Source organism: Halomonas sp. LC1, assembly GCF_030247125.1.
Taxonomy (GTDB): Bacteria; Pseudomonadota; Gammaproteobacteria; order Pseudomonadales; family Halomonadaceae; genus Vreelandella.
This window is the reverse complement of sequence record NZ_JASSPG010000008.1, coordinates 170,244-194,055: the sequence shown is the minus strand read 5'-3', so window position 1 is coordinate 194,055 and position 23,812 is coordinate 170,244. Positions and strand designations below refer to the sequence as shown.

Sequence of the window (23,812 nt, the reverse complement as noted above, 5' to 3'; positions counted from 1 at the left end):
TGCTCCTAACGTGAACGGATTAAATGATAGCGTGACGCACGCGAGCCGAGACCCACTCCGACACCAGCACCGTGGCAAAGATGAGCACGAAAATCACGCTGACCTGATTCCACGCTAGGCTGTTGATGGAGGCGTTCAGCTGCAGGCCTATGCCACCTGCGCCCACCAGCCCCAGCACCGTCGATTCGCGAATGTTGATATCCCAGCGGTACACGCTGATCCCCGCAAAGGCAGGCATGATTTGCGGCAGCACGCCGTAGTTCATCACCTGCAGGCGGCTGGCGCCCGTGGCGCTGATGGCTTCCACCGGTGTGGGATGGATCTCCTCAATGGCTTCATAGAGCAGCTTGCCCACAAAGCCAATCGAGCGCAGCGCGATGGCGATGATGCCCGCCAGCACGCCAGGGCCAAGAATGGTCACCAGCAGCATCGCCCAAATCAGCGAGTTGATCGAACGCGACGAGACGATGATGGTCAGCGCCAAGCTGCGCACGAGCGGATGCGGCGTGGTGTTACGCGCGGCTAAAAACGCCACCGGAAACGCCATCATAATGCCTAGTGCGGTGCCCAAGGTGGCGATATTGAGCGTGTCCCACATGGGTTTCCAAAGCTCGCTGGCGTACTCCCAGCGGGGCGGCATCATACGGCTAATCAGGTCGCTACCCTGGCGGCCAGCGTCTTCCACGAACACCCACATGGTGTTGTCAGAGATCACTTTCCAGCAGAGTAAGAACAGGCTAACGCCCGCCAGCCAAGCGAGGTACTGCAACCACTGGGCGCGGGTGGTGCGCCGCTGCCACTGTGGCACACCGTTTGAGGAAGTTGACACCGGCATGGAGAATTCCTTTTACCTTCAGACTTTACGTAAAGGGTTGGCAACAAGCGTTTGACGGCGCGCTACTGCGTCCAGCGACGCACATGGCTGGAGGCGTACTCACTCATCAGCACAATGGCGATGATGATCAGCAAAATGGCGGCCGAGGTGCCGTACTCGTAGCGGCTGAGCGAGGTGTTGAGCGTCGCGCCAATCCCCCCCGCCCCGACAATGCCGATCACCGACGACTCGCGGAAATTGATATCCAGCCGGTACATAGAAAGCCCGATCAACCGCGGCATCACCTGAGGCTGCACGGCATGATTCATGGTTTGCCACCAGCTCGCCCCGGTGGCGCGCACGGCTTCTACCTGTTTCCAGTCGAGGTCTTCGATATCTTCTGCCAGCAGCTTGGCCATAAAGCCGATGGTGGCAAAGGCCAGCGTGAGCATGCCCGCAAAGGGGCCAAAGCCGAACATCACCACAAACAGAATGGCAATGATCACCTCTTGGAAAGTGCGCGAGACGGCGATGATGGCCCGGCACACCGCGTAGATCGGTAAAGGGGCGATATTGCGCGCAGCCCCTAGCCCCACCGGGATGGCCAGCAGAACGCCGATCACCGTCGAGGTCAACGTCATGGTCAGGCTTTCCATCAAGCCCGCCAGAATATCGCTTTGGCGGCTGACAAAATCCGGCTGCAAAAACGCGCCGAGAAAGTTCAGCGCACGCCCGGCACCTTCCGCCACCCGCGCCCAGTTCACTTCCACCGATGCCAGCGCCAGCATCAGGTACACCACGCCACCCAGCGCCAGCGCCCAACGCAGGCGGCGGCTCTCTATCAGCGGCAGCCGACGCCACTGGCCTTGGCGGGCGGCCTGCTGGCGGGCTTGAGCGTCCGTCGTGCTCATTGCGCGCCTCCACTCGCTAAGCGGTTCTGGCGCGGCGTGTGTGGTGCCGTGGCTGCCTGGGGCGGCGTGGCGTTAGACGTAGCGCCGCTGCTCTCCTCCTCGTCATCATCGGCAGGCTCAGGGGTGGTGTCCCAATCCTCTTCGCCGTAAATGGTGGTCAGCATCTCGCTGGTCAGATCGCTGGGCTTACCGTCGAAAACGATCTCCCCGGCGCGCAGCCCGACGATGCGATCGGCAAACTGCTGGGCCAACGCCACATCGTGAATGTTAATGATGGCGGCCAGCTCGCGCTCGGCGCACAGCTCGCGAATCAAGCGCATGATTTGGCGAGAGGTTTTAGGGTCCAGGCTCGCGGTGGGTTCATCCACCAGCAGCAGTTTGGGGCTTTGTAGCAGCGCCCGGGCAATGCCCACCCGCTGACGCTGGCCACCGGAGAGCGCATCGGCGCGCTTATCGATCGCGTGGGGCAGGCCTACACGCTCAAGCAAGCGAAACGCTTCTGCCACGGCTTCCTGCGGGTAGCGGCGTAAAAAACTGCGCCAGAAACCAACATAGCCCAGCTGGCCAGAGAGCACGTTCTCCATCACGCTCAGGCGGTCCACCAGGGCGTACTCTTGGAAAATCATCCCCATGGAGCGGCGAGCATGACGCAGGCGGCTGCCTGAGAGTTTCGTCAGCTCCACGTCTTCCAATCGAATGCTGCCTTGGGTGGGCTCTACCAGACGATTCACGCAGCGGATCAACGTGCTCTTTCCCGCGCCAGACGGGCCAATAAGTGCCATAACCTGCCCTTTCGGCAGCGAGAGCTGGATATCGGTCAGCGCGCGGTCGCCGGTCGGGTAACGCTTGCCAACGCCGGTGAGTGTCAACATGGAGGATGCCTCAATCTCTTATGCGTCCGTGCTTGCGTTCACAAGCACGTCTCTAATGGCTACATAGCGGCTCGGCCAGGAGGTCGCCCTCCTGGCCGAGAAAATCATGGAACGACCGATGGATTAGTCGCAGTCGTACGTCACACCGTTAGCATCGGCGATGGTACGGATCACTGACCAGTTCTCTTGATAGGTGATCGGAATGAACTGAGCTTCACCGGAGTTGGCAAACTCGGCTTCCAGCGGTGTGCCTTCCCAGTCGTAGCTGAAGAACGCATCCTGAATCTGCTCGGCAAGCTCCGGGCTCAGGTTGTGCGCCAGACCATAGGCCGTGGTGGGGAAGGTTTCCGAGGTGTAGATGACGTTGTAATCGCCTTCGCTCACCACATCGCGTGACAGCATGCGCTTGGCCACGGAGTTGGCAATGGCGGCGGCGTCGTAATCTTTGTTCACTACGCCCAGGATGGAGTTGTCGTGAGAGCCAGAGAAAGCTGTCTCGAAATCTTCACCCGCTTCCAGGCCGTACTCGGAGCGCAGCAGCGCGGAAGGCGCGCGGAAACCGGAGTTGGACGTTTCGGAGGTAAACGCCAGCTGACGACCGGCTAAGTCTTCCACCGACTCGATACCGCTATCGGGGTAGGTGATGATTTCCATCTCGTAGCCGAAACTGCCGTCTTCCGCCGCCATCATGGCGAAGGGGCGGAAGCCACCGCAGTTGACTGCCACCGGCACACCGCCCGTGTTGAAGCCCGCCACGTGGAGGCGACCGGCTCGCAGCGCTTCCTGCTGGGCAGCGTTGGACTGCACCGGGAAGAACTGGACGTTTTTACCGGTAGCGTCGCTCAGGTGATCCAGAAAATCGGCCCAAACGTCGGCATACACGGCCGGATCTTCAACCGGCGTGTAAGCAAATACCAGCGTATCCGGATTGACCCACTGCGACTCATCGCTGGGCACGTCGGCGATCATGTCGCCGTCGTTGTCCATGTAGCGCGAAGAGAGATCAGCAGAGGCAGTGACCGCTGCCAGTGCAAACGCGCCCGCAACGGCGGCGCTCAACAGCGTACGAGAGATAGAGAGAGTATGCATGCATCACCTAAGCGAGTTAAGAAGTGTTAACGCCATAGTGGCGATCCGATGTGACAGCCTCGGGACACTCTCATGACGCCTAGGTGACGAATCCGTGACGACTAACAGTCGCCGCCCACGCAGCAGCCGCGCCGCTCCACGAACAGGCTGTTGCCGGCGATTTTCTTGGCCTGATGCTTCAGCTCCGAGAGCTGCGCAGCGATATCCAGCGCCTTGCAGGGAGCGGGGTCGGTAATCGGCTTGACGGCAATCGAGACACTGACGAAGGGGAAGAATGTCACGCCGCCCTGGCGGCTTTCGATGGAGATCCCCCCCTGAAGACGGTCACTCTCCTCGTAAAAGCCAGGCGCCATCACTTCGAAAGAGTGGAGAATCTGCTGGCAGACGCTTTCCCAGTGTTCCAGCGGCAGTAACATCATGAAATCGTCGCCGCCGATATGGCCGATAAAGCCGCCGGCACTCTCCACCTGCGCCTGCAGCAATCGGGACAGTGAGATGATCACGTGGTCGCCGCGGGCATAGCCGTAGGCGTCGTTAAACGCCTTGAAGTTATCCAAATCCACGTAGGCCGCCGCGAAGCCGCTGCCTTGGGATAAATACGAAGCCAAGGTTTCGTTGATCAGAATATTGCCGGGCAGCCCGGTGAGTGGATTGGCGTGGCGCGCTTGGCGCACTTGAATCGCGGTAATCTCACGCAGCAGATCGACGATATTGCCCATCCCCAGGTACTGCCCCTCGCCATCGACGATGACGAAATCCTCCTGTTCGATGTCGCGGCTGTCGGTGAGCTGCTGGCTCAGCGCTTCTAGGGAGAGATCCGCATCCGCCACGATCATTTTAGGATCGGCGATCTCCAGCACGCAGCGCTTAGCGTACAGCGCGTGGCTGTACTGGTTGGTGAACAGCGTGAGGAAGGCATTGCGGCGCACCACCGCCACGGGAACACCCGCTTCGATCACCGCCACGCAGCGCAGCCGCGGGTCCCCGCGAAAGCGCTCGGCCAGCGTGGGTACCGAACAGCTCGCCGAGACGCTCTCGATCGGGCGTAAAATGGAGTGCGCGGTGCGACCCGCCGGGCTTTTGAGCTGGGTCGTGGCAGGCAGGAGCGTATTGAGCTGCATGGGAGGCTGAAGGCTTGGCCGAGCGAAGTAGAAACCTTGCAGCAGCGCAAGGCCTCTGTCTAGCTCCCATAAACAGAGATGTTCAGCGGCCGTTTCAACGCCTTCGGCGATGAGCTGGCAGTCGAGACTGCGCGCCACGTCCAAAATGGAGCGCAAAAACTCCCGTTTGGCAGGCTCTTTGTCGATCCCTGAGATGAAGTGGCGGTCGAGCTTGACGAAATCGGGCCGCAGCTCTGACCAGTGGCGCAGGCTGGAGTGCCCGGCCCCCAAATCATCCAACGCGACCTGAAAGCCCATATCGCGGTAGTGGTCCACCGCTTGACGCATCAGTTCGTAGTCATGAATCGGCACGTGTTCGGTCAACTCGATGACCACGCGCTCAGGGGGCAGGCCGCTCTCTTGGATGAAGCTCATCGTCAGCCCTTCGCGGAAATCACGCTCCACGATGGTCAACGGCATCACGTTGAGAAACAGCAGTCCCGGCAGTTCGAGCTCGGCAAACCGACGAATGGCGAGACGCCGACACAGAAGATCCAGCTCGACCAGCAGGCCCGCCTGGGTCGCCACATCGAATAACCGCAGGGGAGAGTGCAGCGGGGACGTTTTTGGCCCGCGAATCAGCGCTTCATAGCCGTAAATGGCCTGCTGATTGGCGTCCACGATGGGTTGGAACAGCACGTGCAGCTCTTCTGCCGCAATAATTTGATTTAGCCACTGCGCTTCTTGTGCGGTCATATGCCTGCTGCCCTATCAAACGTCTACTATCCCTATGATTTGTAACGCTCCATGAGGAAGGTTCTAGGGCAGCAAGCCTGCGTTATTGTGATGACAATTGTATGACAGCTAGCGGTTCTTTACGGGTCGATAGGCACCTTCGGCGGCGGAAAGACCACGTCGCCTCCACTGGCATCGAGCTGGCGAACATCCGTTGGTTTGCCCTGCTCGTCCAGGCTCACCAAACCGATGCCACTGGCGTTCCACAATCGCTCTCCGGCGCTGGCCTGGTCTGGATCGCGGGGGTAGATGCTGAGCTTGCGCCGCTTGGTGAACCAGTTAAGCGGCGACAGCGGCGCGTAGAGCCAGCGGTTCAGGCGGTCAAAGGTATTCAGCAGCTGTTTGGGAAAGGTGTTCTTCACCCCGCTCGACGTGATTTGCCAGAGCTGTGGCGCCCGCTTCTGGCGGCGCACGACGATGTCGTAGGCAAAGGAGTAGTGAACGTCCCCTGAGAGGATCACGTAGTTACCGGGGGTTTTGGAGTGCCGCCAGATATGCAGCAGCACGTTGGCCGCGCCCCGGTGCGCCATCCAGTTCTCGGCGTCGACCACCAGCGGCTTGCCCGCCAGGGTGAAAAGTTTTTGGATACTTTCGATCAGCTTGACGCCAAACATGGGCGCAGGCGAGACGATCACGGCGCTCTTTGTGCCCAGCAGCGCTTGCTGCATCTCCATCAGCGCTTCCCAATCCATCAAGCCCGATGGGCGACTGGGGCTGCGCTCGCTGCGCCAGCGGCGCGTGCGGGTGTCCAGCACGATGAGCGCGGGCGTGCCCGGCACCTGAAACTCCCAGCCCTGAAAGCGCAGCAGCCGCTCGATGAGGGCATCCTGGGCGCTAGGGTTCAGCGGGCCGACATCGTCAAACAGGGTGATCGCCTGGTGGAGCAACGGGTTAAGTTTATCGGGCGCATTACCCCAGCCCTGGCAGAGCAGGTACGCCACCAGCGCATTGCCGATGATGCGTTTGGAGAACGGGTGGCCGTAGGCGCAGCGCTCCCAGTCGGCGGTCAGGTTCCAGTCGTCGGTCACATCGTGGTCATCAAAAATCATCAGGCTGGGCACGTGGGCCATCAGCCGCGCGCACTGAGGCAGGCCCTCTACAAAGGCTTCAATGATCGCCTGCTCTTCTCGATAAGCCTCGGCCTCTTTGTCGCCTAACGCCGGGGCGTCATAGGCAATCACCTGCCACGGCGTGGGCGACCACACCAAGCAGTACATGGCGAGCATCTCGGCCAGCGTCATCAGGTGATTCTGGGCGTTCGCCGAGGTGAATACCGGCTTTTTGACGCCGCCAAAAAAGCGCTCACGCAGCGCCGCATTGCTGGTGACATCCGGCAGCAGCGCCTCTCGGTGATAGTAGCTTTCCGGGGCGTTATACAGCGCTTGGCTGTCATCGACGGTAGCGCCCTCGAGCAGCTCATCCACCAGCCCCAGGCGGGCGATCAGCGCATGCACCGCCCGCAGCATGGGGCCTGCCACGTCATCCACGTACACTTGGTCGCCGGTCATCAGCAGCCATGCGGGCCACTCGGTAGGAGACTCCTGGCGCTCGGCTATCCAGTGATCGGCCCGCACTAGGCCATCGGCGCTGTCGTGATGGGGTTTACGGCAGGAGCCGTGCATCAAACGGTGGTGGCGAGAGGCCAACACAAAGCCTGGGTAGTCATAGCCATCGTGGCATAGCCACGGTGCCCACTCCGGCAGGGGCTGCCACGCGCCGTCAGTGCTTTGTACCTGCAGGTCGTAGGCAATACGGGTGTCGGTGGGCAGCGCAGCGGGCAGCGAAAGGTCGATACAGTGAATATAAGCATGCCGTCCAATCGCCACGCACTGATGGGCGTTGTCTAACGCGTGGGTCTGCTGCTCCTCTTGCTCGGGGTTCAGCACGAGCTGCATGGTCAGCGGACGGGTCGCTACCAGCCATAAGATGAGCCGCGACGGCGAGAGCCGACGCAGCAAAGGCCCGACCAGTACGTCGGGTAACGTCGTGGCGATTTGTGTCATTTCACACCCTCTGTGCTGTGTGTTGCATCGCTCTTAAGCTCGTTAAGTAGCGACCACAGGCAGTTCAATGACTACCTCTAAACCGCCAGACTCGGCGCGCTGAAGGCGCATCTGGCCATGATAAAGCGTGACGAGGTCCGTCACGATGGCTAATCCCAAGCCGCTGCCAGAGCGCTGTTCATCCAGCCGCTTGCCGCGCTGGACCGCTGCCTGGCACTCCTGCGGGGTCATACCGGGGCCGTCATCGCCCACCACCAACCGCAGCGTGTTCCCCTGTGCCTGCAGGCGGATATGCACGTCGCTGTTGGCCCAGCGCAGGGCGTTGTCCAGCAGGTTACCCACCATCTCCTGCAGGTCTTGACCGTCCATATGCACCCGCACGCCGCTATGCACGGTTTGACGCAGCGTAATATGACGGCGCTGCGCGAGCCGGGCAAGCCCGGTGATGAGCGGCGATAGCGTCTCTTGTAGTGCTACTGGGGCAAAGCGCACGCCCTCACCTGCCGCGGAAGCCCGCGCCAAGTGGTGACGCACGGCGCTATCGATACGCGACAGCTCGGCTTCCCAGGCACTGCGGCTCTCGCTGGGTAGCTGTTTGGCCAACAGCCGCATGACGCTGATCGGTGTTTTGAGGGCGTGGGCCAAGTTGCCTGCGGTGTGGCGGCCCCGCTCGATGAGCCGCTGATCGCGGGCCAGCACGGCATTCATGGACGTCGCCAAGGTGGCCAGCTCGTCGGGCAAACGGGTCTCCAACTGCTCGGCCCGCCCCTGCTCTACATCACGTAAGTTGGCGTTCATGCGCCGCAGCGGCGCGAGCCCCCAACGCACTTGTAGTGCCAGCACGCCTAGCAGCAGCGCACCCAGGCCTAACAGTCCCAGCCACAGCATCTGCTGAAAAGCCCGAACGTCTTCGCGCAAGTCGTCGTCACGTGCGGCGACGCTCACGTGCAGCGGCGTCTCCAACGCGCCCAAATAGATATCGCGCTCTACGACGCGTAGCTGCTGGCCACGCGGGCCTGGCAGCGTGCGGGCGGTCACTCGCTCGCTCTCCAGTACCGGCAAGCGCTGATCCCATAACGACCGCGACGTGACCGAGTGGTTCGCATCGTCGGTAATCTGCCAATACCAGCCTGAGTACACGTGGTCGAAACGCGGGTCACCCAGCGCGCGCTCGTAGTGGAGCTGCTCGGTGAGCGGGTCGTAAGTCACCCCCGCAATGACCACGTTGAGGGTCGCTTCCAGCCGTTCATCGAACGCGTTGACCGCAGAGGCACGGTAGTGATGGGACAACAGCCAGCCGGCCACGGGGAGTGCCAGCAGCACCATGAGCAGCACCGCCAGCAGCAGACGTAGGGTGATGGAGCGGTTAGCCCAGCGCTGGCTCCAAGTAACGACGTTGGCGCTCATGAATCGCTTGGCTCATCGGCTAGCAGGCGGTACCCCTGACCACGCAGCGTTGCGATGCGCCACGCGCCCAGCTTGCGACGCAGACGGCTAACCTGAACGTCGATCACATTGGAGTCGGGTTCGTGGTCACGGTCGTACACGTGCTCGGACAGCTCGCTACGGCTGACGACCCGAGGAGAGGCGTGCATCAGGTAGCTCAAGAGACGGGTTTCCTGGGCGGTCAAGCTCACCGGCCTGCCCACCAAGGTGACATGCTGCGTATGGGTATCCAGGCTAAGCTCGCCCACTTTGAGCACCGGGTGCGCATGGCCATGGGTACGGCGCACCAAGGCCCGCAGGCGAAACAGCACTTCGGCGGGTTCGAAAGGTTTGGTGACGTAGTCATCGGCACCGGCGGTAAAGCCAGCGGCTTTATCGGCCCACCGTTCGCGGGCGGTCAAAATCAGCACCGGAAGGTCGATGCCATCCTCCCGCCAGGAAGAGAGCCAACGGGTGCCGTCACCATCGGGCAGGCCGATATCCAAAATGACCGTATCGTACGCTTCGGTGCGCACCAAAAAGTCCGCTTCCTGGCCGTTCTCCGCACGCTCGACGATCCAATCGCCATCTTGCAGCGCTTGGCTCAGCTCACGGGCAAGCGCCTGGTCGTCCTCTACCAGTAAACACTTCATCAACACACCCTTATGAATACACTCAGTAAAGACGGGATATTGCAGGTAACCGTATCAACGCTGCATGTCGCGGATGCGCACGCCTTCAATTTGCATGAGCTGGCCGTTCTGGCCATCAAACTCGAACTCGACGACCTGCCCTTGGGGGCCTAGCAGCTTGATTTCATACTCGACCAGCCCATCGTCGCGCTCGATTTCGACCTCCAACACGTCGCCGATGTAGTGGGCGTCGAGCCAGTCGAGAATGGTATCCAGGGGAACCACGTCGCCTCGCCGCACTTCGCCATGCAGCGCCTCCCAGTGCTGGTCACCGGTCGCACTACCCATCAATACGAGCACCAGCAGTAGCGCCAGCCCCCCTGTCAAAGGGAGCCGCTGCCAGGGTAACTGCTTGAGTGAGAGGAGAGACGTCGTTTTCATAAGACTAGGATGCCAAAGGCAACATGAACGCTAGATGAACGGCTTTGTCAGGTTTAGGAAAGACCCCCGGTGATATAAATACCCTGTCGCATTCGCTGACTGACCTTCGTTAGGCATCATCCGGCAATGCATTCACTAAGCAAAGAAGGAATTTGATATGAACGCTATGAAAAAAATGCTGCTGATCCCGACCTCTGCGCTTCTCCTGGCCGCCGCAGCGGGCAGCGCCCAAGCCGACACGCAGCCGTTGGACCGGATCGATGACATTCTGACCTACGCCAACGACTATGGGTTCAGCCACATCGAAGAGATCAACGTGGACGACCGTGGCCGCGTAGAAGTGGAAGGTTGGCTGGATGACGAATGGTACGCCGACGTGGATTTCTCCATCGATAACGGCGAAAGCCTGCAAGAAGAGCGCAAGCGTCTGATTACCGGCGCCTGGGGTATGAGTGAAGAGGACGTCCGCCAAGCACTTGATGCTGCCCGCCAGGAAGGCATGACCGAATTCGAAAGCATCGATATCGATAAGAGCGGCATCATCGAGGTTGAGGGTCGAGAGCAGAACGGCCGCGAGCTGGAGTTGAGCCTGCGTCAGGGCTCCTTCGACGTCACCCAAATGGAGCGCGACTGATCACTCAAGCGATCCACATGTCAGTTAGCATGGCAGTGTGCCAGCACTGACACAGCGGCGGGCCTTCGGACCCGCCGCTTGCGTTGCGTCGCTCATTAGCGGCAGTCTTGGCAGTTCCCTCGAGCCATGATCGCCGCTGCAATGCGCTCAATACCTTGCCGGTAAGCAGCCTGACGATAGGTGATCTGCTCCTCCTCCGCCCTCATCAGCACCCGCTTGGCCTCATCGCCGAGTCGGCGATCCAGACGCTGATTGACCTCCTCTTCCTGCCAGGTTTCGCCCGCACGGTTTTGCAGCCACTCGAAATAGCTCACGATGACGCCGCCGGTATTCGCCAGCACGTCGGGCAGCACCGGCACGCCGCGTTTTTCCAGCGCCGCATCCGCATCGCTAGTGAGCGGCCCGTTGGCAATTTCAAGCACCGCGCCTGCTTTCACCTCGCCCACGTTGTCGCGATGCAGCTGATTTTCCAGCGCGGCGAGCACCAGCACATCGACCTCCAGGGTCAACAAGTCATCTCCAGACATGGCTTTGCCCTGCTGGCTTTTTGACAGCTTGCCATGCTGCTTCTTGTCCTCCTTCGCCGCCGCGACATCGAGCCCATCGGCATGGTAGATCGCACCGCTGGAGTCGGAGACCGCAACCACCTTGTAGCCACGCTGGCTTGCCAAGCGCGCAAAGTGAAAGGCCGCATTGCCAAACCCTTGCACGGCCAGCGTGGTCTCCTCGGGCTTGCGCCCTTCGCGCTCGGCCCATAAATCCAATACGGTGAGCGCTCCGCGCCCCGTGGCCTCGACCCGCCCCGGCGAGCCGCCAAGCGATAGCGGTTTCCCGGTGATGGCAGCAGGCGCCTGGGCGCGCCGAATCTGCTCATACTCATCGATCATCCAGCCCATGACGGTGGCATCGGTATTCACATCCGGTGCGGGAATGTCTCGGTCTGGCCCCATGATGTCGGCAATGGCGCGAATATAGCCCCGCGCCAAGCGCTCGCGCTCTAACGAAGAAAGCGCCTTGGCATCCACCTGCACGCCGCCTTTGCCGCCGCCATAGGGCAGGCCCACCACTGCACACTTCACCGCCATCCAAAAGCTCAAAGTGGTCACTTCATGCTGATTCACATCGGGGTGAAAGCGCACGCCCCCCTTGGCCGGGCCGAGGCTGGTGTCGTACTGCACTCGCCAGGCGGGAAACGCCTTCAAACTGCCATCGTCCATGCGCACCGGTACACTCACTTGCAGCGAGAGGCTGGGCTGCATCAACCGGGCCTGGGCATCGGGATGAATCGCCAGCGCGTTGAAGACCGCTTCAAGCCGTGAGCGGGCATCTTCGAACAGCGCGGCGCCCGTCTCGGGGGTTAGCCGCTGCGGCGCATTGGTGGTGGACGTTTTCGCCGAGGATTTCTTCGCTTTAGATTTTTGCTTTTTCGATTTGGCACTGCCCATGCAACACTCCTTTGCGTGTATCTAGGGGATTTTATTGGCATCGCGAGGTAATGTGTTTAGCGTAGCAGCAAGCGGCTAACTCAGTCGTATATCGGGCCGGTTGATAGGAGAGACTTTTGACGACCTCCGCCGAAGGTGTCAGCGATGGGATTCACCATGCGGTGCTGCGCGATATGGCGTGGCTCATCGTCACACCAGATTTGGTGACCCTTGGCGATTACCCAGGCCGCCCCACACGTTCCGCGCTGGGCTTAGCAGAAGAGCAGCATAAGTGGCTCGACACCCTGCTACCCAGGGTGCAAGCCCTAGATGGCAAGCTGACCACGCGCATGGGCCACTACCATGAACGGCTTTGGCAGCTGTTACTGGATAACGCCCCTAATACTCGCCTACTGGCCAACAACCTACGCATCACCCAGCGCCGCAACACCTTGGGAGAGCTGGACTTGCTCTACCGCACGCGGGATCTCCCCTCCCCCATTCATTTAGAAGTGGCCATCAAATTTTATCTCGGCCTGCCGGACGGGCCGGGAGAGCCCACCAGCCAAAGCCGCTGGATTGGCCCCGGCGGCTTGGACAGCTTGGCGTTGAAGTGCGGTCACCTTCTGCACCACCAGCTACCACTCTCCCGCACGGCCCCTGCAAAGGCCGCCATGGCGCATTGGCTAACGCCCAGAGACATCGCGGAGTCCGCGACGCTCAGCGCACGGCTCACCCAACGGCTTGCCATGCCCGGCGTGCTGTTTTACCCCTGGCATGTCGCACTGCCACCACCAACCGGCGCAACCGCCGAGCATCGGCGAGGGTGGTGGTGCTATCAACACGCTTGGCCCAGCGTGGCCGAACGCTACAGCACGTCTCTTCAGATCGCCTGGCTGGAAAAGCCCCACTGGTTAGCGCCGCCAATGCTCGACGCATTTGGCCCCGCCCAAGCGCAGATAGCGGACGTGATGGCGCAGATCAACCGCTACGGGCCGCAGCAAGTAATGCTGTACGACCCACAGGAAGAAGAGAACTGCCGGGAAGAGAGTTGCCAAGAAAATAGTGACCAGGAGAGACCGCTAACGCGGCTGATGGTGGTACCCGACGACTGGCCGCGCCAGGTACCGCTACCGCCGAAGCGGCGCGGCTAACCCGTCGTTTAAACCACCACCAGGTTGTCGCGGTGGATCAGTTCGTGGGCTTCCACGTAACCAAGGATGGCTTCGATCTGGTGGCTTGGCTGGCCCGCTAGTTGGCGGGCTTCATCAGCGCCGTAGTTGACCAATCCCTTGGCCACGCGAGCGCCCTGCTCGTCCACACACAGCACCATGTCGCCGCGCTTGAAACTGCCCTGCACGTCACGCACGCCCACCGCCAGCAGGCTGGAGCCTTTGTCGCGCAGCACGTTGACCGCACCCGCATCCAGCACCAGCGTACCGCGCACCTGAAGCTGTCCCGCCAGCCAGCGCTTGCGCGCCGCCATCGGCGCTTGATCCGGACGCAGCAGCGTGCCGAGCGCTTCGCCCCCCATGACGCGAGTGATCACCTCCGGCTGGCGGCCGCTGGCAATCACGGTCACCGCGCCGGAGCGCGCCGCGAGCTGGGCAGCACGCACCTTGGTGCTCATCCCCCCCCGGCCCAGCGCCCCGCCGCCGCCCGCCACGGCGGCCAAGCGGGGGTCGTCAGCACGCCCCTCAGTAATCAGCGTGGCGTCAAGATTATGGCGGGGGTCGGCATCGAACAGGCCTTCCTGGTCGGTGAGCAGCAGCAGCGCATCGGCTTCCAGCAGGTTCGCCACCAACGCGCCGAGGGTGTCGTTATCGCCAAAGCGGATCTCGTCGGTGACGACGGTATCGTTTTCGTTGATGACCGGCACCACGCGCATCTCGACCAGCGTGCGCAGCGCCGAGAGCGCGTTCAGGTAGCGCTTGCGGTTAGAGAGGTCGTCGTGGGTGAGCAGAATCTGCGCGGTGAGCATGCCGTGACGGGCAAAGTGCTGCTCGTAGCACTGGGTCAGGCCATTTTGGCCCACGGCGGCGGCCGCCTGAAGCTCGTGCACGGCGCTAGGGCGCGCCTGCCAGCCTAGGCGTACCATGCCGGCTGCCACTGCACCGGAGGAGACCAGCACCACCTCTTTCCCCTGCTGATGCAGGGCGGCGATTTGATCCACCCAGCCGCCGATGGCCGCTTCATCCAACCCGCGACCATCATTAGTGAGCAGCGCGCTGCCAATTTTGACCACTACCCGGCGGGCGCTACTCAGCGCCTCACGGCCCGGCAACTGCTCGTTGTGTTCCACGTCGCGACTCTCCCACGCCATTGCGCTCACGCGTTTCATTCTAGCTAGTACGCCGCTGGCTTACGGGGCGTACTCCACTTCGACATCGTAATCATCGTCGTCGAAATCGTCATCGTCTTCTTCATCATCGCGCTTACGACGACGGCCAAGGCGGGCCTCGGTACGGGCCACCGACTCCTCTTCCATGCGGCGACGCATCTCCTGCTCGCGGGCATGGGCCTCTTCGTCTTCGTTTTCCAAACGCTGCTGCTCGGTGAGCCAGCGATAAGCGGCTTGCACCAGCTTATCGGTGCCTTCACTGCTGATCGCCGAAATGCGGAAGACGGGGCCATCCCAGTTCAGCGCATCAATAATCGCCTGGGCGCGCGCCTCGCGCTCCTCTTCCGGCAGCAGATCGAACTTGTTCAGCACCAGCCAGCGGGGCCGCTCGGAGAGCGCTGGAGAGAACTGGCCAAGCTCGTGAATAATCGCCTGCGCCGCTTCTACTGGGTCAGACTCATCGAACGGCGCCACATCGACCACGTGGAACAGCAGCCGCGTGCGGGTCAGGTGCTTCAAGAAGCGCAGCCCTAGGCCAGCGCCGTCGGAGGCACCTTCAATCAGCCCCGGTACGTCGGCCATTACAAAGTGCTCATGCATACCCAGCTTCACCACGCCCAGGTTCGGCACCAGCGTAGTGAACGGGTAGTTGGCCACTTTGGGCTTGGCCGCCGACACGGAACGAATCAGCGTCGACTTACCGGCGTTGGGCATGCCCAGTAGGCCCACATCCGCCATCACTTTCATTTCCAGGCGCAGGTTACGACGGTCGCCTTCGGTGCCCGGCGTGGTACGGCGCGGTGCACGGTTGGTGGAGGATTTGAAGTGAATGTTTCCCAACCCACGGCGACCGCCTTCGGCCACCAGCACGACCTGACCGATTTCCGTCACGTCGGCAATCACCTCGAGGGTGTCTTCATCGATCACCGTGGTGCCCACCGGCACTTTGACGTGCAAGTCTTCCCCGGCTTTACCGCTCATCTGGCGGCCCATACCGCCCTGCCCGTTTTCAGCTTTGTAGAAGCGCTGAAATTTGAAATCGATCAAGGTGTTGAGCGCGTCATCACCAATCAGGTAGACGCTGCCACCGTGGCCGCCATCGCCACCATCGGGGCCACCTTTGGGCACATATTTCTCGCGGCGAAAGCTCAGACAGCCATTGCCGCCTTTACCTGCCTCAACAATGATCGAGGCTTCATCGACGAACTGCATTGGATTCTCCCGGCCGCTTCCGCCGCCCTCACTGCACTATCCCCACCCGCCTCATGCGGGCAAAAGGGATCGAAAAGACAAAAAAGCCCCGCCATGGCGGGGCTTTTTTTCGTCATCTTCGCACTGCGTAAGTGACACAAGAACACTTACACAAAGCAACCTAGGCTGCTTAGGCAGATACGATGCTGACGAATTTACGGTTCTTCGGACCTTTGGTCTCGAACTTCACGACGCCATCGTTCAGTGCGAACAGCGTGTAGTCACGACCAACGCCCACGCCAGTGCCGGCGTGGAAACGCGTGCCGCGCTGACGAACGATGATGTTACCAGCGGTTGCCGCTTGGCCACCGTACAGTTTCACACCAAGGCGTTTGGATTCGGAATCGCGACCGTTACGCGTGGAGCCGGCTGCCTTTTTATGTGCCATTGCAAAATCCTCCTAAAGGGAATTGGCTGCTTACGCAGAAATTCCGGTAATTTTGACTTCAGTGAACCACTGACGGTGGCCCTGACGCTTCATGTGGTGCTTCCGGCGGCGGAATTTGATGATGGTGACTTTGTCGCCACGGCCGTGGGAAACAACTTCGGCGGAAACCTTGGCACCGCTTACCAGCGGAGCACCAACGTTGACGTCGTCGCCGTCTGCAACCAGCAGCACTTCATCAAACTCAATCGTTTCGCCGGTAGCGACTTCGATTTTCTCGAGCTTGAGGGTCTGACCTTCTTGAACGCGGTACTGTTTGCCACCGCTTTTGATAACTGCGTACATGTCGCTCTCCGGACTTGTCGTTAATGCCGGTTACGCCCCGCGTAACCAACGCTCATCGCCTTCCGCTCTTATCGACCTGCTGCGAGTGGCGCCCCTTTTGGCAACCATCTGACAGGGAGCATGATGAGTGGGTCGCGGATTATAACGACTATCGCGCTTTACCACAAGGCCACCGGTACTTGTCAATCACCGGCATGCCGCCCCCATGGCGCTACGCCTTGACGCCTTACAGGCAGCCCCATAGCATGACCTCACTCTTCTTACCCACCGCGATGAACGGAACCCATGACAGCCAACGTCTCTCCAACCCCGCCTGCCAGCCCTTCGCCCTCACCGCTGCACGCCGTGGTGGCCGATGACTTTGACGCCGTCAACCAGACGATCGTCGCTCAGCTCAACTCCAAAGTGCCGCTGGTGGAGACCATTGGCCAGTACATCATCGAAAGCGGCGGTAAGCGTCTGCGCCCGCTTCTGGTGCTGCTGGCGGCCCGTTCGTTGGGCTATGAGGGCGACAAGCACATCACACTCGCCACGCTGATCGAGTTCATGCACACCTCCACGCTGTTGCACGACGACGTGGTGGACGAGTCGCACATGCGCCGGGGCAAGAAAACCGCTAACGACGCCTGGGGCAATGCACCTTCTGTGCTGGTGGGCGATTTTCTCTACTCCCGCTCGTTCCAGATGATGGTCGACGTTGGCTCCATGCGTATCATGGCGATCCTTTCCGGCGCGACTTGCGTGATTGCGGAAGGCGAAGTGCTGCAGTTGACCAACATTGGCAACCCCAGCATTTCCGAGGCGGATTACTTCGAAACGATTCAGGGCAAAACCGCGATGCTGTTCGAAGCCGCCTCCCATAGCGGCGCAGTGCTTGCCGGAGCCACGCCCGAGCAGGAGCGCGCACTGCAGCATTACGGCCGCTACCTGGGCCTGGCTTTCCAACTGATTGATGACCTGCTGGACTACCAGGGCGACGCCACGGCCATGGGCAAAAACGTTGGCGATGACTTGGCCGAAGGCAAGCCCACGCTGCCGCTGATCCACGCCATGGAGCGTGGCACCCCCGAGCAAGCCAAGCTGATTCGTCAGGTGATTCGTAAAGGCGGTCTCGAGCAGCTAGACGATGTACTCGCGATCATCCAGGCCACCGGCGCCCTCGAGTACACCCGTGCCCGGGCAGAAGAGATGGCGGACAAAGCGCTGGCTGAACTCGACGCCCTGCCAGCCAGCGCCTACCGCGACAGCATGGCGCAACTCGCCCGCTTGGCCGTCGACCGCCAGGCCTAATCGCCGGGAACGGCGTCTCTGCACAAACCGCGCAAAAGGGGCTTGAAAAAAGCCCTTCGCCTGCGTATGATTCGTCCCGTTGTTGAGCACGCCTTAGCAACCTTCGGAATATAGCTCAGCTTGGTAGAGCGCTGCCTTCGGGAGGCAGAGGTCGTAGGTTCGAATCCTGCTATTCCGACCATGAATTTAGTGAAAACGGCCACTTAGCTCCTAGAGCAAGTGGCCGTTTTTGTTTTTGCGCTGCTATTTTCCGAGCGATCAGCCCAGGTGCCACCAGCGCGGCAGCAGTGCGCGCACCTTGGCTTGAGCAAAGCGGTCATCCATCAATACCACCACTCCTTCATCGTCCGGGCTGCGGATCACTCGCCCGGCGGCTTGCACCACTTTGATCATCCCTGGAATACGATAAGTGTAGTCATCACCTTGGCCAAAACGTGTTTGCAGGCGCGCTTTTAACGCTTCGTTGAAATCGTTAAAGGGCGGCAGGCCCAGTGTCGCCACGAAAGCGCCGATGAGCCGATCACCGGGAAGGTCGATTCCCTCCGCGAAGGCACCGCCCAGCACGGCAAAACCGATGCCTTTACCGCCGCCGGGCGTAAAACGCGCCAAAAACGCCTCACGCTCGGCTTCCTGCATACTGCGCGTTTGCGCGAACACCGGAATCTCAGGGTGCGCCTGCTCGAACGCGTCCATCACCTGCTCTAGATAAGCAAAGCTGCTGAAAAAGGCTAAATAGTGGCCCGGCGAGCGCCGGTACTGCTCTGCCAGCGTAGCGACGATGGGCGTTACCGACGCAACACGATGATGATAGCGCGTAGAAATGTCCGTACGTAGCTGCACCTCTAGCTGGCGAGCGACAAAGGGCGAATCCACCTCGCGCCATACGCTCTGTTCGGGCAGGCCCAGCAGGTCACGGTAGTAATGGAAAGGCGACAGCGTGGCGGAAAACAGCACCGTGCAGTGAGCGCGCTTAAAGCGCGGGGCGAGAAAGTCTGCCGGGATCACATTGCGTAGCCCAAGCACTGCACTTCCCTTGCCTTGAATCTCCAAATCGCACAGCGAGTGGTCGCCGAACGATTCCGCCAAGCGGCAGAATGTAAGCGCTTCGAACAGCAGCTCTTGAAGTGCCTGATTCGCGCCGTCGGGGTGCTCCACGAGATAATCCGAGATAGCCCCGGCCAGGGTATGCAGTGCGCCCACCAGCTTGGTGGGTAGCGCTTCTAGCAAGTGGTAATGCCGTTCTGGAGAGTGCTCGGCGGCCTCTTTGTTGAGCGCCTGCCACCGCCTGCCCACGCGGGCCAGCGGCTTGGCTAAGGCGGGCGGGGAGTGACGGCGCAGGTAGCTCAAACGCTGCTGGGAGAGCGCGGCGCTGTACATGCCACGAGCACGGTCTACCAGATTATGCGCCTCATCCACCAGCAGCCCCACTCGCCAGTCGTTGGCCTGGGCAAGCCCGTGCAGCAGCGCGTGGCTATCGAACCAGTGATTCACATCCCCCACCGCCACATCCGCCCAGCGGGCCAGCTCCTGGCCTAAGTAGTAGGGGCAAACCTGATGCGCCAGCGCCACTTCGCGCAGCGCATCGCGCGCTAGCCAGCCTTTTTCCACCGCTGCCTGGCGGGCGGCAGGCAAGCGGTCGTAAAACCCTTTTGCTAACGGGCAGGCATCGCCTTGGCAGGCGGTGCCGGGGTATTCACAGGCTTTATCGCGGGCGACGAGTTCCAGCACCCTCAACGGCTGCGCGGGGGCATCTAGGCTCGCCAAGGCATCGAGCGCAAGGCGGCGGCCAGGGGTTTTCATGGTGAGAAAAGCAACGCGGTCGAGCCGCTGGCGGGGCATCGCGGAGAGCATGGGAAACAGCGTGCCCAGGGTTTTGCCAATGCCGGTGGGCGCTTGGGCCAGCAGGCAGCGTCCGGTGCTGGCGGCTTTAAACACATCTTCCGCCAATGCCCGCTGCCCTGGACGAAAGTCCACGTGGGGAAAGGTCAGCGTGGCGAGCCACGCATCGCGGCGTTCGCGGTGGGCAGCCTCCTGCTCGGCCCAGGCTAAAAAGCGCTGGCACTGGTCGGTAAAGAACGCATCAAGCTCTGTGGCACTGGCCTCCAAGGTCAGCCGCGTTTCCTGACCGCTGGCAATATCCAGGTACACCAGCGCCAGCGTGATATGTGAAAGCCCGCGCTCAGCGCAGAGCAGCGCGCCGTATACCTTCACCTGGGCCCAGTGCAGTGCGCGCTGGTTATCCGCCATGCGCGCCAGGCTGCCGCGATGGGTTTTGACCTCTTCAACGCAATTCGCCGCCACATCGAAGCCATCGGCGCGGCCCGCCACGCGCAGCCCCTGATACTCGCCGGAGAGCGGCAATTCGGCCAGGTAGCCCGCTATGTTTTCCCGCCGTTTGGCCACCAGCGCGTGCCCTTCAATGCCCTCTTGGGCGCTGGGCGCAGGGGTAAAACGGTGATCGAGGTCGCCTTGGCGTGCGGTGAAATCGCACAGCGTACGCACTGCGACCCGATAGCGGCTCATGAAGTTGGCTGCCAGCGCACGTGACACACCTCGACCGGCATGTCGTGGCGGCAGAAGAAATCAATCCAGCGGCGCTGGTTATCCTGCAGGCGGTCACCGGGGCCTTTCACTTCGATCATACGGTAGCTAGGCTCCGCGGCGGGCGCATCGGGCATTAGCTGAATAAGATCCGGCAGGCCCGCCCGATTGTGCTTTAGGTCACTCAGCAAGCGGGTAAAGCAGGCGCGCAGATGCGCGGCGGGCAGGCAGCTAAGCGCGGCTGTTAACAGCGGTTCGCTCAAGACACCCCAGTGCACAAACGGCGAGGTAATGCCCTGCTTCGCGTGCCATGTCGCGCGCATCGTCTCGCGGTAGCGCCCGTCGTCTAGCTGTGCCAGGCAGGCGTCGATCTCGGCTTGGCGCTGACGAACGAAGTCCTCGCGGTACAAATCCGCAGGCCCACTATGAAACGGGTGAAAAAACGCCCCCGGTAGCGGTTTGAAAATCGCTGGCCAGAGCAGCAGACCAAAAAGCCCGGTGATTAGGCAGTTTTCCACATAGAACACCGGAGCACTGGCGGTGGATAAGTGTTCGGCAACGGCGCGCTCTACCGATTGAGGGCCAGGAAGCTCCAGCACGTAGGTCGGGGCCTCGGCGGCTTTCACGGCCTGGGGGGCGGGCTGGTTCAGCTTGCGCGCCAAGCGGGGCAACAAGCGCCCCAGCGCTTGGGCTTCGCTCTCCCCCGCCTGCTCGCGCGCGGCCTGAGCGAGTTCATAAGCCTCTGAATAGCGCTTCAGGCGTTCCAACACTCGCAGCCTGCGTATGCGCGCCTCGCTGTTAGTCGATTCAGCGTAAAGCGACAGGGCCAGCTCCGTATTGCCGCTACGTTCCGCCGTTTGCCCCAGGGTTAGCAGCAGCCGCGAACGGCGTGCGTCTAGCCAGCGGTTGTTGGAGGCTGCGGGCACTTCTGTGGCCAGCTGTTCAGGCAGCTCACCGTTTTCTAGGCGTTCGCGCAGGTGGTGTAGTGCCAGGTAGGTGTCCACCTCGTCTCGATGCTGAAACGCCCGTGATTCGGCAGTCAGCGGCACTTGTTCAAAACGCTGCAAGCCAAGCTCGGTGAGCACGAACTCGGCCCAGTCCTGGCGCAGGTTGCCAAAGAACATCAGCCGCAGACGGTCGCACAGCGCCATGACGTTGAGTCGCACGATGTGCGTTGTGGCGGCAGGCCACCACTGGCGCAGCGGCAGTGCAACGGTGAGCACCGGCGTTAACGCCGCCTGAAGCACTGTTTTGGTGACGTTAGACGGCAGCCCAACGGAATTCATAGAGGCTTTCAGGGCGTCGCGCAGCTCGCTTAATCGCAGCAGCCGAAACAGCTCCTCCACGCTTAACAGCGGCGCGTCATCCACCCAGCCAAGCGCCAGTAGCGGCGCCAACGCCTGATGAGTATCGCCAATTTCAGGGTAGCTAAGCTTATCCACGCGGAACAGCTCGCCTTTACGCATCACCATCCGCACTAACAGCGCTTGAGAAGCGCGGGGCAGCTGCGACCACTGCTGGAGCGTGTGATGCTCATCGGCACTGAGTAAATCTCCGTGGCGCGCCTGCACCCACGCGACCACGAAGCGAAAATTCGCTAAGTAGTAGAAAGGATCATCGAGGGAGGCGGTCGCCGGAGCGGCAGAGGCACTGTTCATGCATCCATTGTAACAGTGCAAGCAGTCGTGGGTTAACCCACGCGGTGTTGGTAAAGCACTTCCAAGGCATCGTCAGCGGCTTGCTCGTCGGCGTTCGGTGTGTCAGAGGTTGGCTCGCTCACACGCGGGGCAGGCTTCGCTTGGGCAGCTGGCCTGCGCCCGCCGACCAGCACGTACCACTCCGCTTCGGTGAGATAGTGCTGGCACCAGCGGCTGAGGCCATCGGCAACGGCGTCGCGGCTGCGCTCGCCGCCTCGAAACGCGGTCGCCAGGTGAAGCAAATCCTGGCGGGCAGTGCGGGCACGGGCGTTTCCCCCGTGCACTTTGGAAAGCGGGCAGCGTCGGTCATAGGCCGCGTTGGTGAGGGCATTTAGCCAACGCTCCACTTCATGTGCCTGAATACCGCCGTAAACTGCCACGTGCCGCTCCCGCGTTGAACGATCAAATTAAAAAAGAGATAACGACCTACAGCATAGGCCAAAAAGGCATAAGACTGCCCGAATTTCGTGCAACTGTCACCTTAATGCCTTATTTCACGCCCTGCATGACCTCTTCAAACCCTTGTAAGACGTTCACCACGTTGACCCCGATATCCTCAACGGCATAGCCCCCTTCCATCAAAAACACGCAGGGTAGCCCGGCGGCGGCAAGGCGCTGCCCGAGAGCAATAAAGTCGGCGTGTTGAAAGGTAAACGCGCTGATCGGATCACCTTCAAAAATATCCACACCCAGCGATACCACCAGCAATTCACACTCTGCTCTATGGATATGCGCCAGCGCCTCATCCAACGCGGCCATCCACGTCGCAACGGAGGTGCCCGGCGGCAGCGGGTAATTGATCGTGAAGCCTTCACCTACTCCTTCGCCGGTTTCGTCGCTGTAGCCCGAAAAGTAGGGGAAGGTCACGTCAGGGTCGCCGTGGAGCGAGGCGAACAGCACGTCGTCACGGCGATAGAAGATCTGCTGGGTGCCGTTGCCGTGATGAAAATCCACATCGAGAATCGCGACACGGCGCTTGCCAGCGTCCAGCGCACGCTGGGCGGCGATGGCGGCATTGTTAAAGAAGCAGTAGCCGCCGAATTGATCCACCGCCGCGTGGTGGCCCGGCGGACGGCACAGGCCGAAGGTCGGCTCGCCGGTGGCGAGGGTATGATCGATTGCCGCCAGCGCCGTATCTTTACTTGCCAAGGCAGCGGCAAAGGTACCTTCCGTAATCGAGGTTTCAGCAGCCAGGGCGTAGTAGCCCAACTGGCCGCTCACCGATTGGGGAATACGGTCGCCGCGCATCGTTCGTGCAGGCCAAATGTTGGGAATTGCTTCCCCCGCATGGCCCGCAGCTTGCCATGCCTGCCAGCAGTTTTCCAGGAACGCGACGTACTCGGCATCGTGAACCGCCAGCACGGGCGCTAGGCCGTAATCGTTGGGCGCGCGCACCTCGAAGTCCGCTTGGCGCAGGGCTGCCAGCACCAAATCGATTCGTTCCGGGCACTCGAAGGGCGTGACCAAGGCACCATCGTGCAGCTCGCTGCGTGCTTGGCGGCGGCGACTGCCTTCGGAGAAAAACGTCAGCATCAAGGCTCCTTACTCTTCATACGTATATGGCCACTTGGCGGCCCAGCGGCGTTTTTGATCGGGTGACTGCTGCTTTAGCCGATACTCTGCTCGGCTGGCCTCAGCGCGGTCGGCAAACGGCTGCGCGCCGAGCAGGGCTAACGGCGGATTCGCTCGGGTATAACGCGCGCCTTTACCCGCCGCATGGGCGCGGTAGCGCTTGGCGAGGTTGTTGGTAATACCTACGTAGGTACCCCGCTGACACTCTAGCAGGTAGAGATACCATTGGGGCGGCGAACTCTTGTCCATG

Annotated in this window: 22 protein-coding genes and 1 tRNA gene; 4 read left to right on the top strand and 19 right to left on the bottom strand. The window is 61.3% G+C overall.

The annotated features are described in order from the left end of the window. Positions 1 to 19 precede the first annotated feature (19 nt). From phnE (QIT27_RS14405) to QIT27_RS14365, 9 genes are all read right to left on the bottom strand, one after another. Positions 20 to 835, bottom strand: a complete 816-nt coding sequence (gene phnE, locus QIT27_RS14405) for a phosphonate ABC transporter, permease protein PhnE (protein ID WP_253019190.1) — start codon at positions 833 to 835, stop codon at positions 20 to 22. A gap of 62 nt (positions 836 to 897) precedes the next feature. Beyond that, on the bottom strand, positions 898 to 1,725 hold the full coding sequence (phnE, locus tag QIT27_RS14400) for a phosphonate ABC transporter, permease protein PhnE (protein WP_044628760.1): 828 nt from the start codon (positions 1,723 to 1,725) through the stop codon (positions 898 to 900). Then, entirely contained in the window at positions 1,722 to 2,597 is an 876-nt protein-coding gene (gene phnC / locus QIT27_RS14395) for a phosphonate ABC transporter ATP-binding protein (RefSeq protein ID WP_285264206.1), read from the bottom strand. Before phnC ends, phnE (QIT27_RS14400) begins: the two co-directional genes overlap by 4 nt. A gap of 123 nt (positions 2,598 to 2,720) precedes the next feature. Further along, positions 2,721 to 3,686, bottom strand: coding sequence for a phosphate/phosphite/phosphonate ABC transporter substrate-binding protein (gene phnD / locus QIT27_RS14390; RefSeq protein ID WP_285264205.1), 966 nt, complete (start codon positions 3,684 to 3,686; stop codon positions 2,721 to 2,723). Between the two features lie 101 nt (positions 3,687 to 3,787). Continuing rightward, positions 3,788 to 5,542, bottom strand: a complete 1,755-nt coding sequence (locus QIT27_RS14385; RefSeq protein WP_285264204.1) for a bifunctional diguanylate cyclase/phosphodiesterase — start codon at positions 5,540 to 5,542, stop codon at positions 3,788 to 3,790. A gap of 119 nt (positions 5,543 to 5,661) precedes the next feature. Then, positions 5,662 to 7,584, bottom strand: a complete 1,923-nt coding sequence (locus tag QIT27_RS14380) for an alkaline phosphatase D family protein (RefSeq protein ID WP_285264203.1) — start codon at positions 7,582 to 7,584, stop codon at positions 5,662 to 5,664. A gap of 42 nt (positions 7,585 to 7,626) precedes the next feature. Further along, positions 7,627 to 8,991: a sensor histidine kinase gene (locus tag QIT27_RS14375; protein ID WP_285264202.1), complete on the bottom strand. Its 1,365-nt coding sequence runs from the start codon at positions 8,989 to 8,991 to the stop codon at positions 7,627 to 7,629. Beyond that, positions 8,988 to 9,662 (bottom strand): winged helix-turn-helix domain-containing protein, encoded by a 675-nt coding sequence (locus tag QIT27_RS14370; RefSeq protein ID WP_159340711.1) that lies wholly within the window; start codon positions 9,660 to 9,662, stop codon positions 8,988 to 8,990. The genes QIT27_RS14375 and QIT27_RS14370 overlap by 4 nt, the downstream gene beginning before the upstream one ends. 54 nt (positions 9,663 to 9,716) lie before the next feature. Continuing rightward, positions 9,717 to 10,082 carry a PepSY domain-containing protein gene (locus QIT27_RS14365; protein WP_159340710.1) on the bottom strand — a complete coding sequence of 122 codons (366 nt, stop codon included), beginning with the start codon at positions 10,080 to 10,082 and terminating at the stop codon, positions 9,717 to 9,719. 157 nt (positions 10,083 to 10,239) lie between these two features. Here QIT27_RS14365 and QIT27_RS14360 point away from each other — a divergent pair, with 157 nt between their 5' ends. Further along, the gene (locus QIT27_RS14360; RefSeq protein ID WP_285264201.1) at positions 10,240 to 10,716 is read left to right on the top strand and encodes a PepSY domain-containing protein; all 477 of its coding nucleotides are present in this window, start codon (positions 10,240 to 10,242) and stop codon (positions 10,714 to 10,716) included. Positions 10,717 to 10,811: 95 nt separating this feature from the next. On the opposite strand, the gene QIT27_RS14355 is transcribed toward QIT27_RS14360, so the two are convergent. Beyond that, positions 10,812 to 12,161 (bottom strand): Glu/Leu/Phe/Val family dehydrogenase, encoded by a 1,350-nt coding sequence (locus QIT27_RS14355; protein WP_285264200.1) that lies wholly within the window; start codon positions 12,159 to 12,161, stop codon positions 10,812 to 10,814. A gap of 116 nt (positions 12,162 to 12,277) precedes the next feature. Here QIT27_RS14355 and QIT27_RS14350 point away from each other — a divergent pair, with 116 nt between their 5' ends. Continuing rightward, on the top strand, positions 12,278 to 13,294 hold the full coding sequence (locus QIT27_RS14350; protein WP_350338775.1) for a DUF1853 family protein: 1,017 nt from the start codon (positions 12,278 to 12,280) through the stop codon (positions 13,292 to 13,294). Positions 13,295 to 13,302: 8 nt separating this feature from the next. Here QIT27_RS14350 and proB read toward each other — a convergent pair whose 3' ends face one another. The 4 genes from proB to rplU all read right to left on the bottom strand — a co-directional run bounded on the left by proB (position 13,303) and on the right by rplU (position 16,462). Next, on the bottom strand, positions 13,303 to 14,463 hold the full coding sequence (gene proB / locus QIT27_RS14345; RefSeq protein WP_502875206.1) for a glutamate 5-kinase: 1,161 nt from the start codon (positions 14,461 to 14,463) through the stop codon (positions 13,303 to 13,305). A 39-nt stretch (positions 14,464 to 14,502) separates the two neighbouring features. After that, positions 14,503 to 15,693 (bottom strand): Obg family GTPase CgtA, encoded by a 1,191-nt coding sequence (gene cgtA / locus QIT27_RS14340; protein ID WP_159340707.1) that lies wholly within the window; start codon positions 15,691 to 15,693, stop codon positions 14,503 to 14,505. 169 nt (positions 15,694 to 15,862) lie between these two features. After that, complete coding sequence (rpmA, locus tag QIT27_RS14335) at positions 15,863 to 16,120, bottom strand: 50S ribosomal protein L27 (RefSeq protein WP_139527922.1); 258 nt, start codon at positions 16,118 to 16,120, stop codon at positions 15,863 to 15,865. Between the two features lie 30 nt (positions 16,121 to 16,150). Then, the gene (rplU, locus tag QIT27_RS14330) at positions 16,151 to 16,462 is read right to left on the bottom strand and encodes a 50S ribosomal protein L21 (RefSeq protein WP_139527921.1); all 312 of its coding nucleotides are present in this window, start codon (positions 16,460 to 16,462) and stop codon (positions 16,151 to 16,153) included. 285 nt (positions 16,463 to 16,747) lie between these two features. Here rplU and ispB point away from each other — a divergent pair, with 285 nt between their 5' ends. Then, entirely contained in the window at positions 16,748 to 17,752 is a 1,005-nt protein-coding gene (ispB, locus tag QIT27_RS14325) for an octaprenyl diphosphate synthase (RefSeq protein WP_253019198.1), read from the top strand. Between the two features lie 104 nt (positions 17,753 to 17,856). Continuing rightward, positions 17,857 to 17,933 (top strand) — tRNA-Pro (locus QIT27_RS14320). Positions 17,934 to 18,010: 77 nt separating this feature from the next. Here the strand turns inward: QIT27_RS14320 and QIT27_RS14315 are convergent. The 5 genes from QIT27_RS14315 to QIT27_RS14295 all read right to left on the bottom strand — a co-directional run bounded on the left by QIT27_RS14315 (position 18,011) and on the right by QIT27_RS14295 (position 23,811). Then, positions 18,011 to 20,275, bottom strand: coding sequence for an ATP-dependent DNA helicase (locus tag QIT27_RS14315; protein ID WP_285264243.1), 2,265 nt, complete (start codon positions 20,273 to 20,275; stop codon positions 18,011 to 18,013). Further along, positions 20,272 to 21,951 (bottom strand): VRR-NUC domain-containing protein, encoded by a 1,680-nt coding sequence (locus QIT27_RS14310; protein WP_285264198.1) that lies wholly within the window; start codon positions 21,949 to 21,951, stop codon positions 20,272 to 20,274. Before QIT27_RS14310 ends, QIT27_RS14315 begins: the two co-directional genes overlap by 4 nt. 32 nt (positions 21,952 to 21,983) lie before the next feature. After that, positions 21,984 to 22,370, bottom strand: a complete 387-nt coding sequence (locus QIT27_RS14305; protein ID WP_285264197.1) for a hypothetical protein — start codon at positions 22,368 to 22,370, stop codon at positions 21,984 to 21,986. A gap of 109 nt (positions 22,371 to 22,479) precedes the next feature. Next, complete coding sequence (locus QIT27_RS14300) at positions 22,480 to 23,523, bottom strand: histone deacetylase family protein (protein ID WP_285264196.1); 1,044 nt, start codon at positions 23,521 to 23,523, stop codon at positions 22,480 to 22,482. Between the two features lie 9 nt (positions 23,524 to 23,532). Further along, on the bottom strand, positions 23,533 to 23,811 hold the full coding sequence (locus QIT27_RS14295) for a GIY-YIG nuclease family protein (protein WP_159340702.1): 279 nt from the start codon (positions 23,809 to 23,811) through the stop codon (positions 23,533 to 23,535). Position 23,812 lies beyond the last annotated feature (1 nt).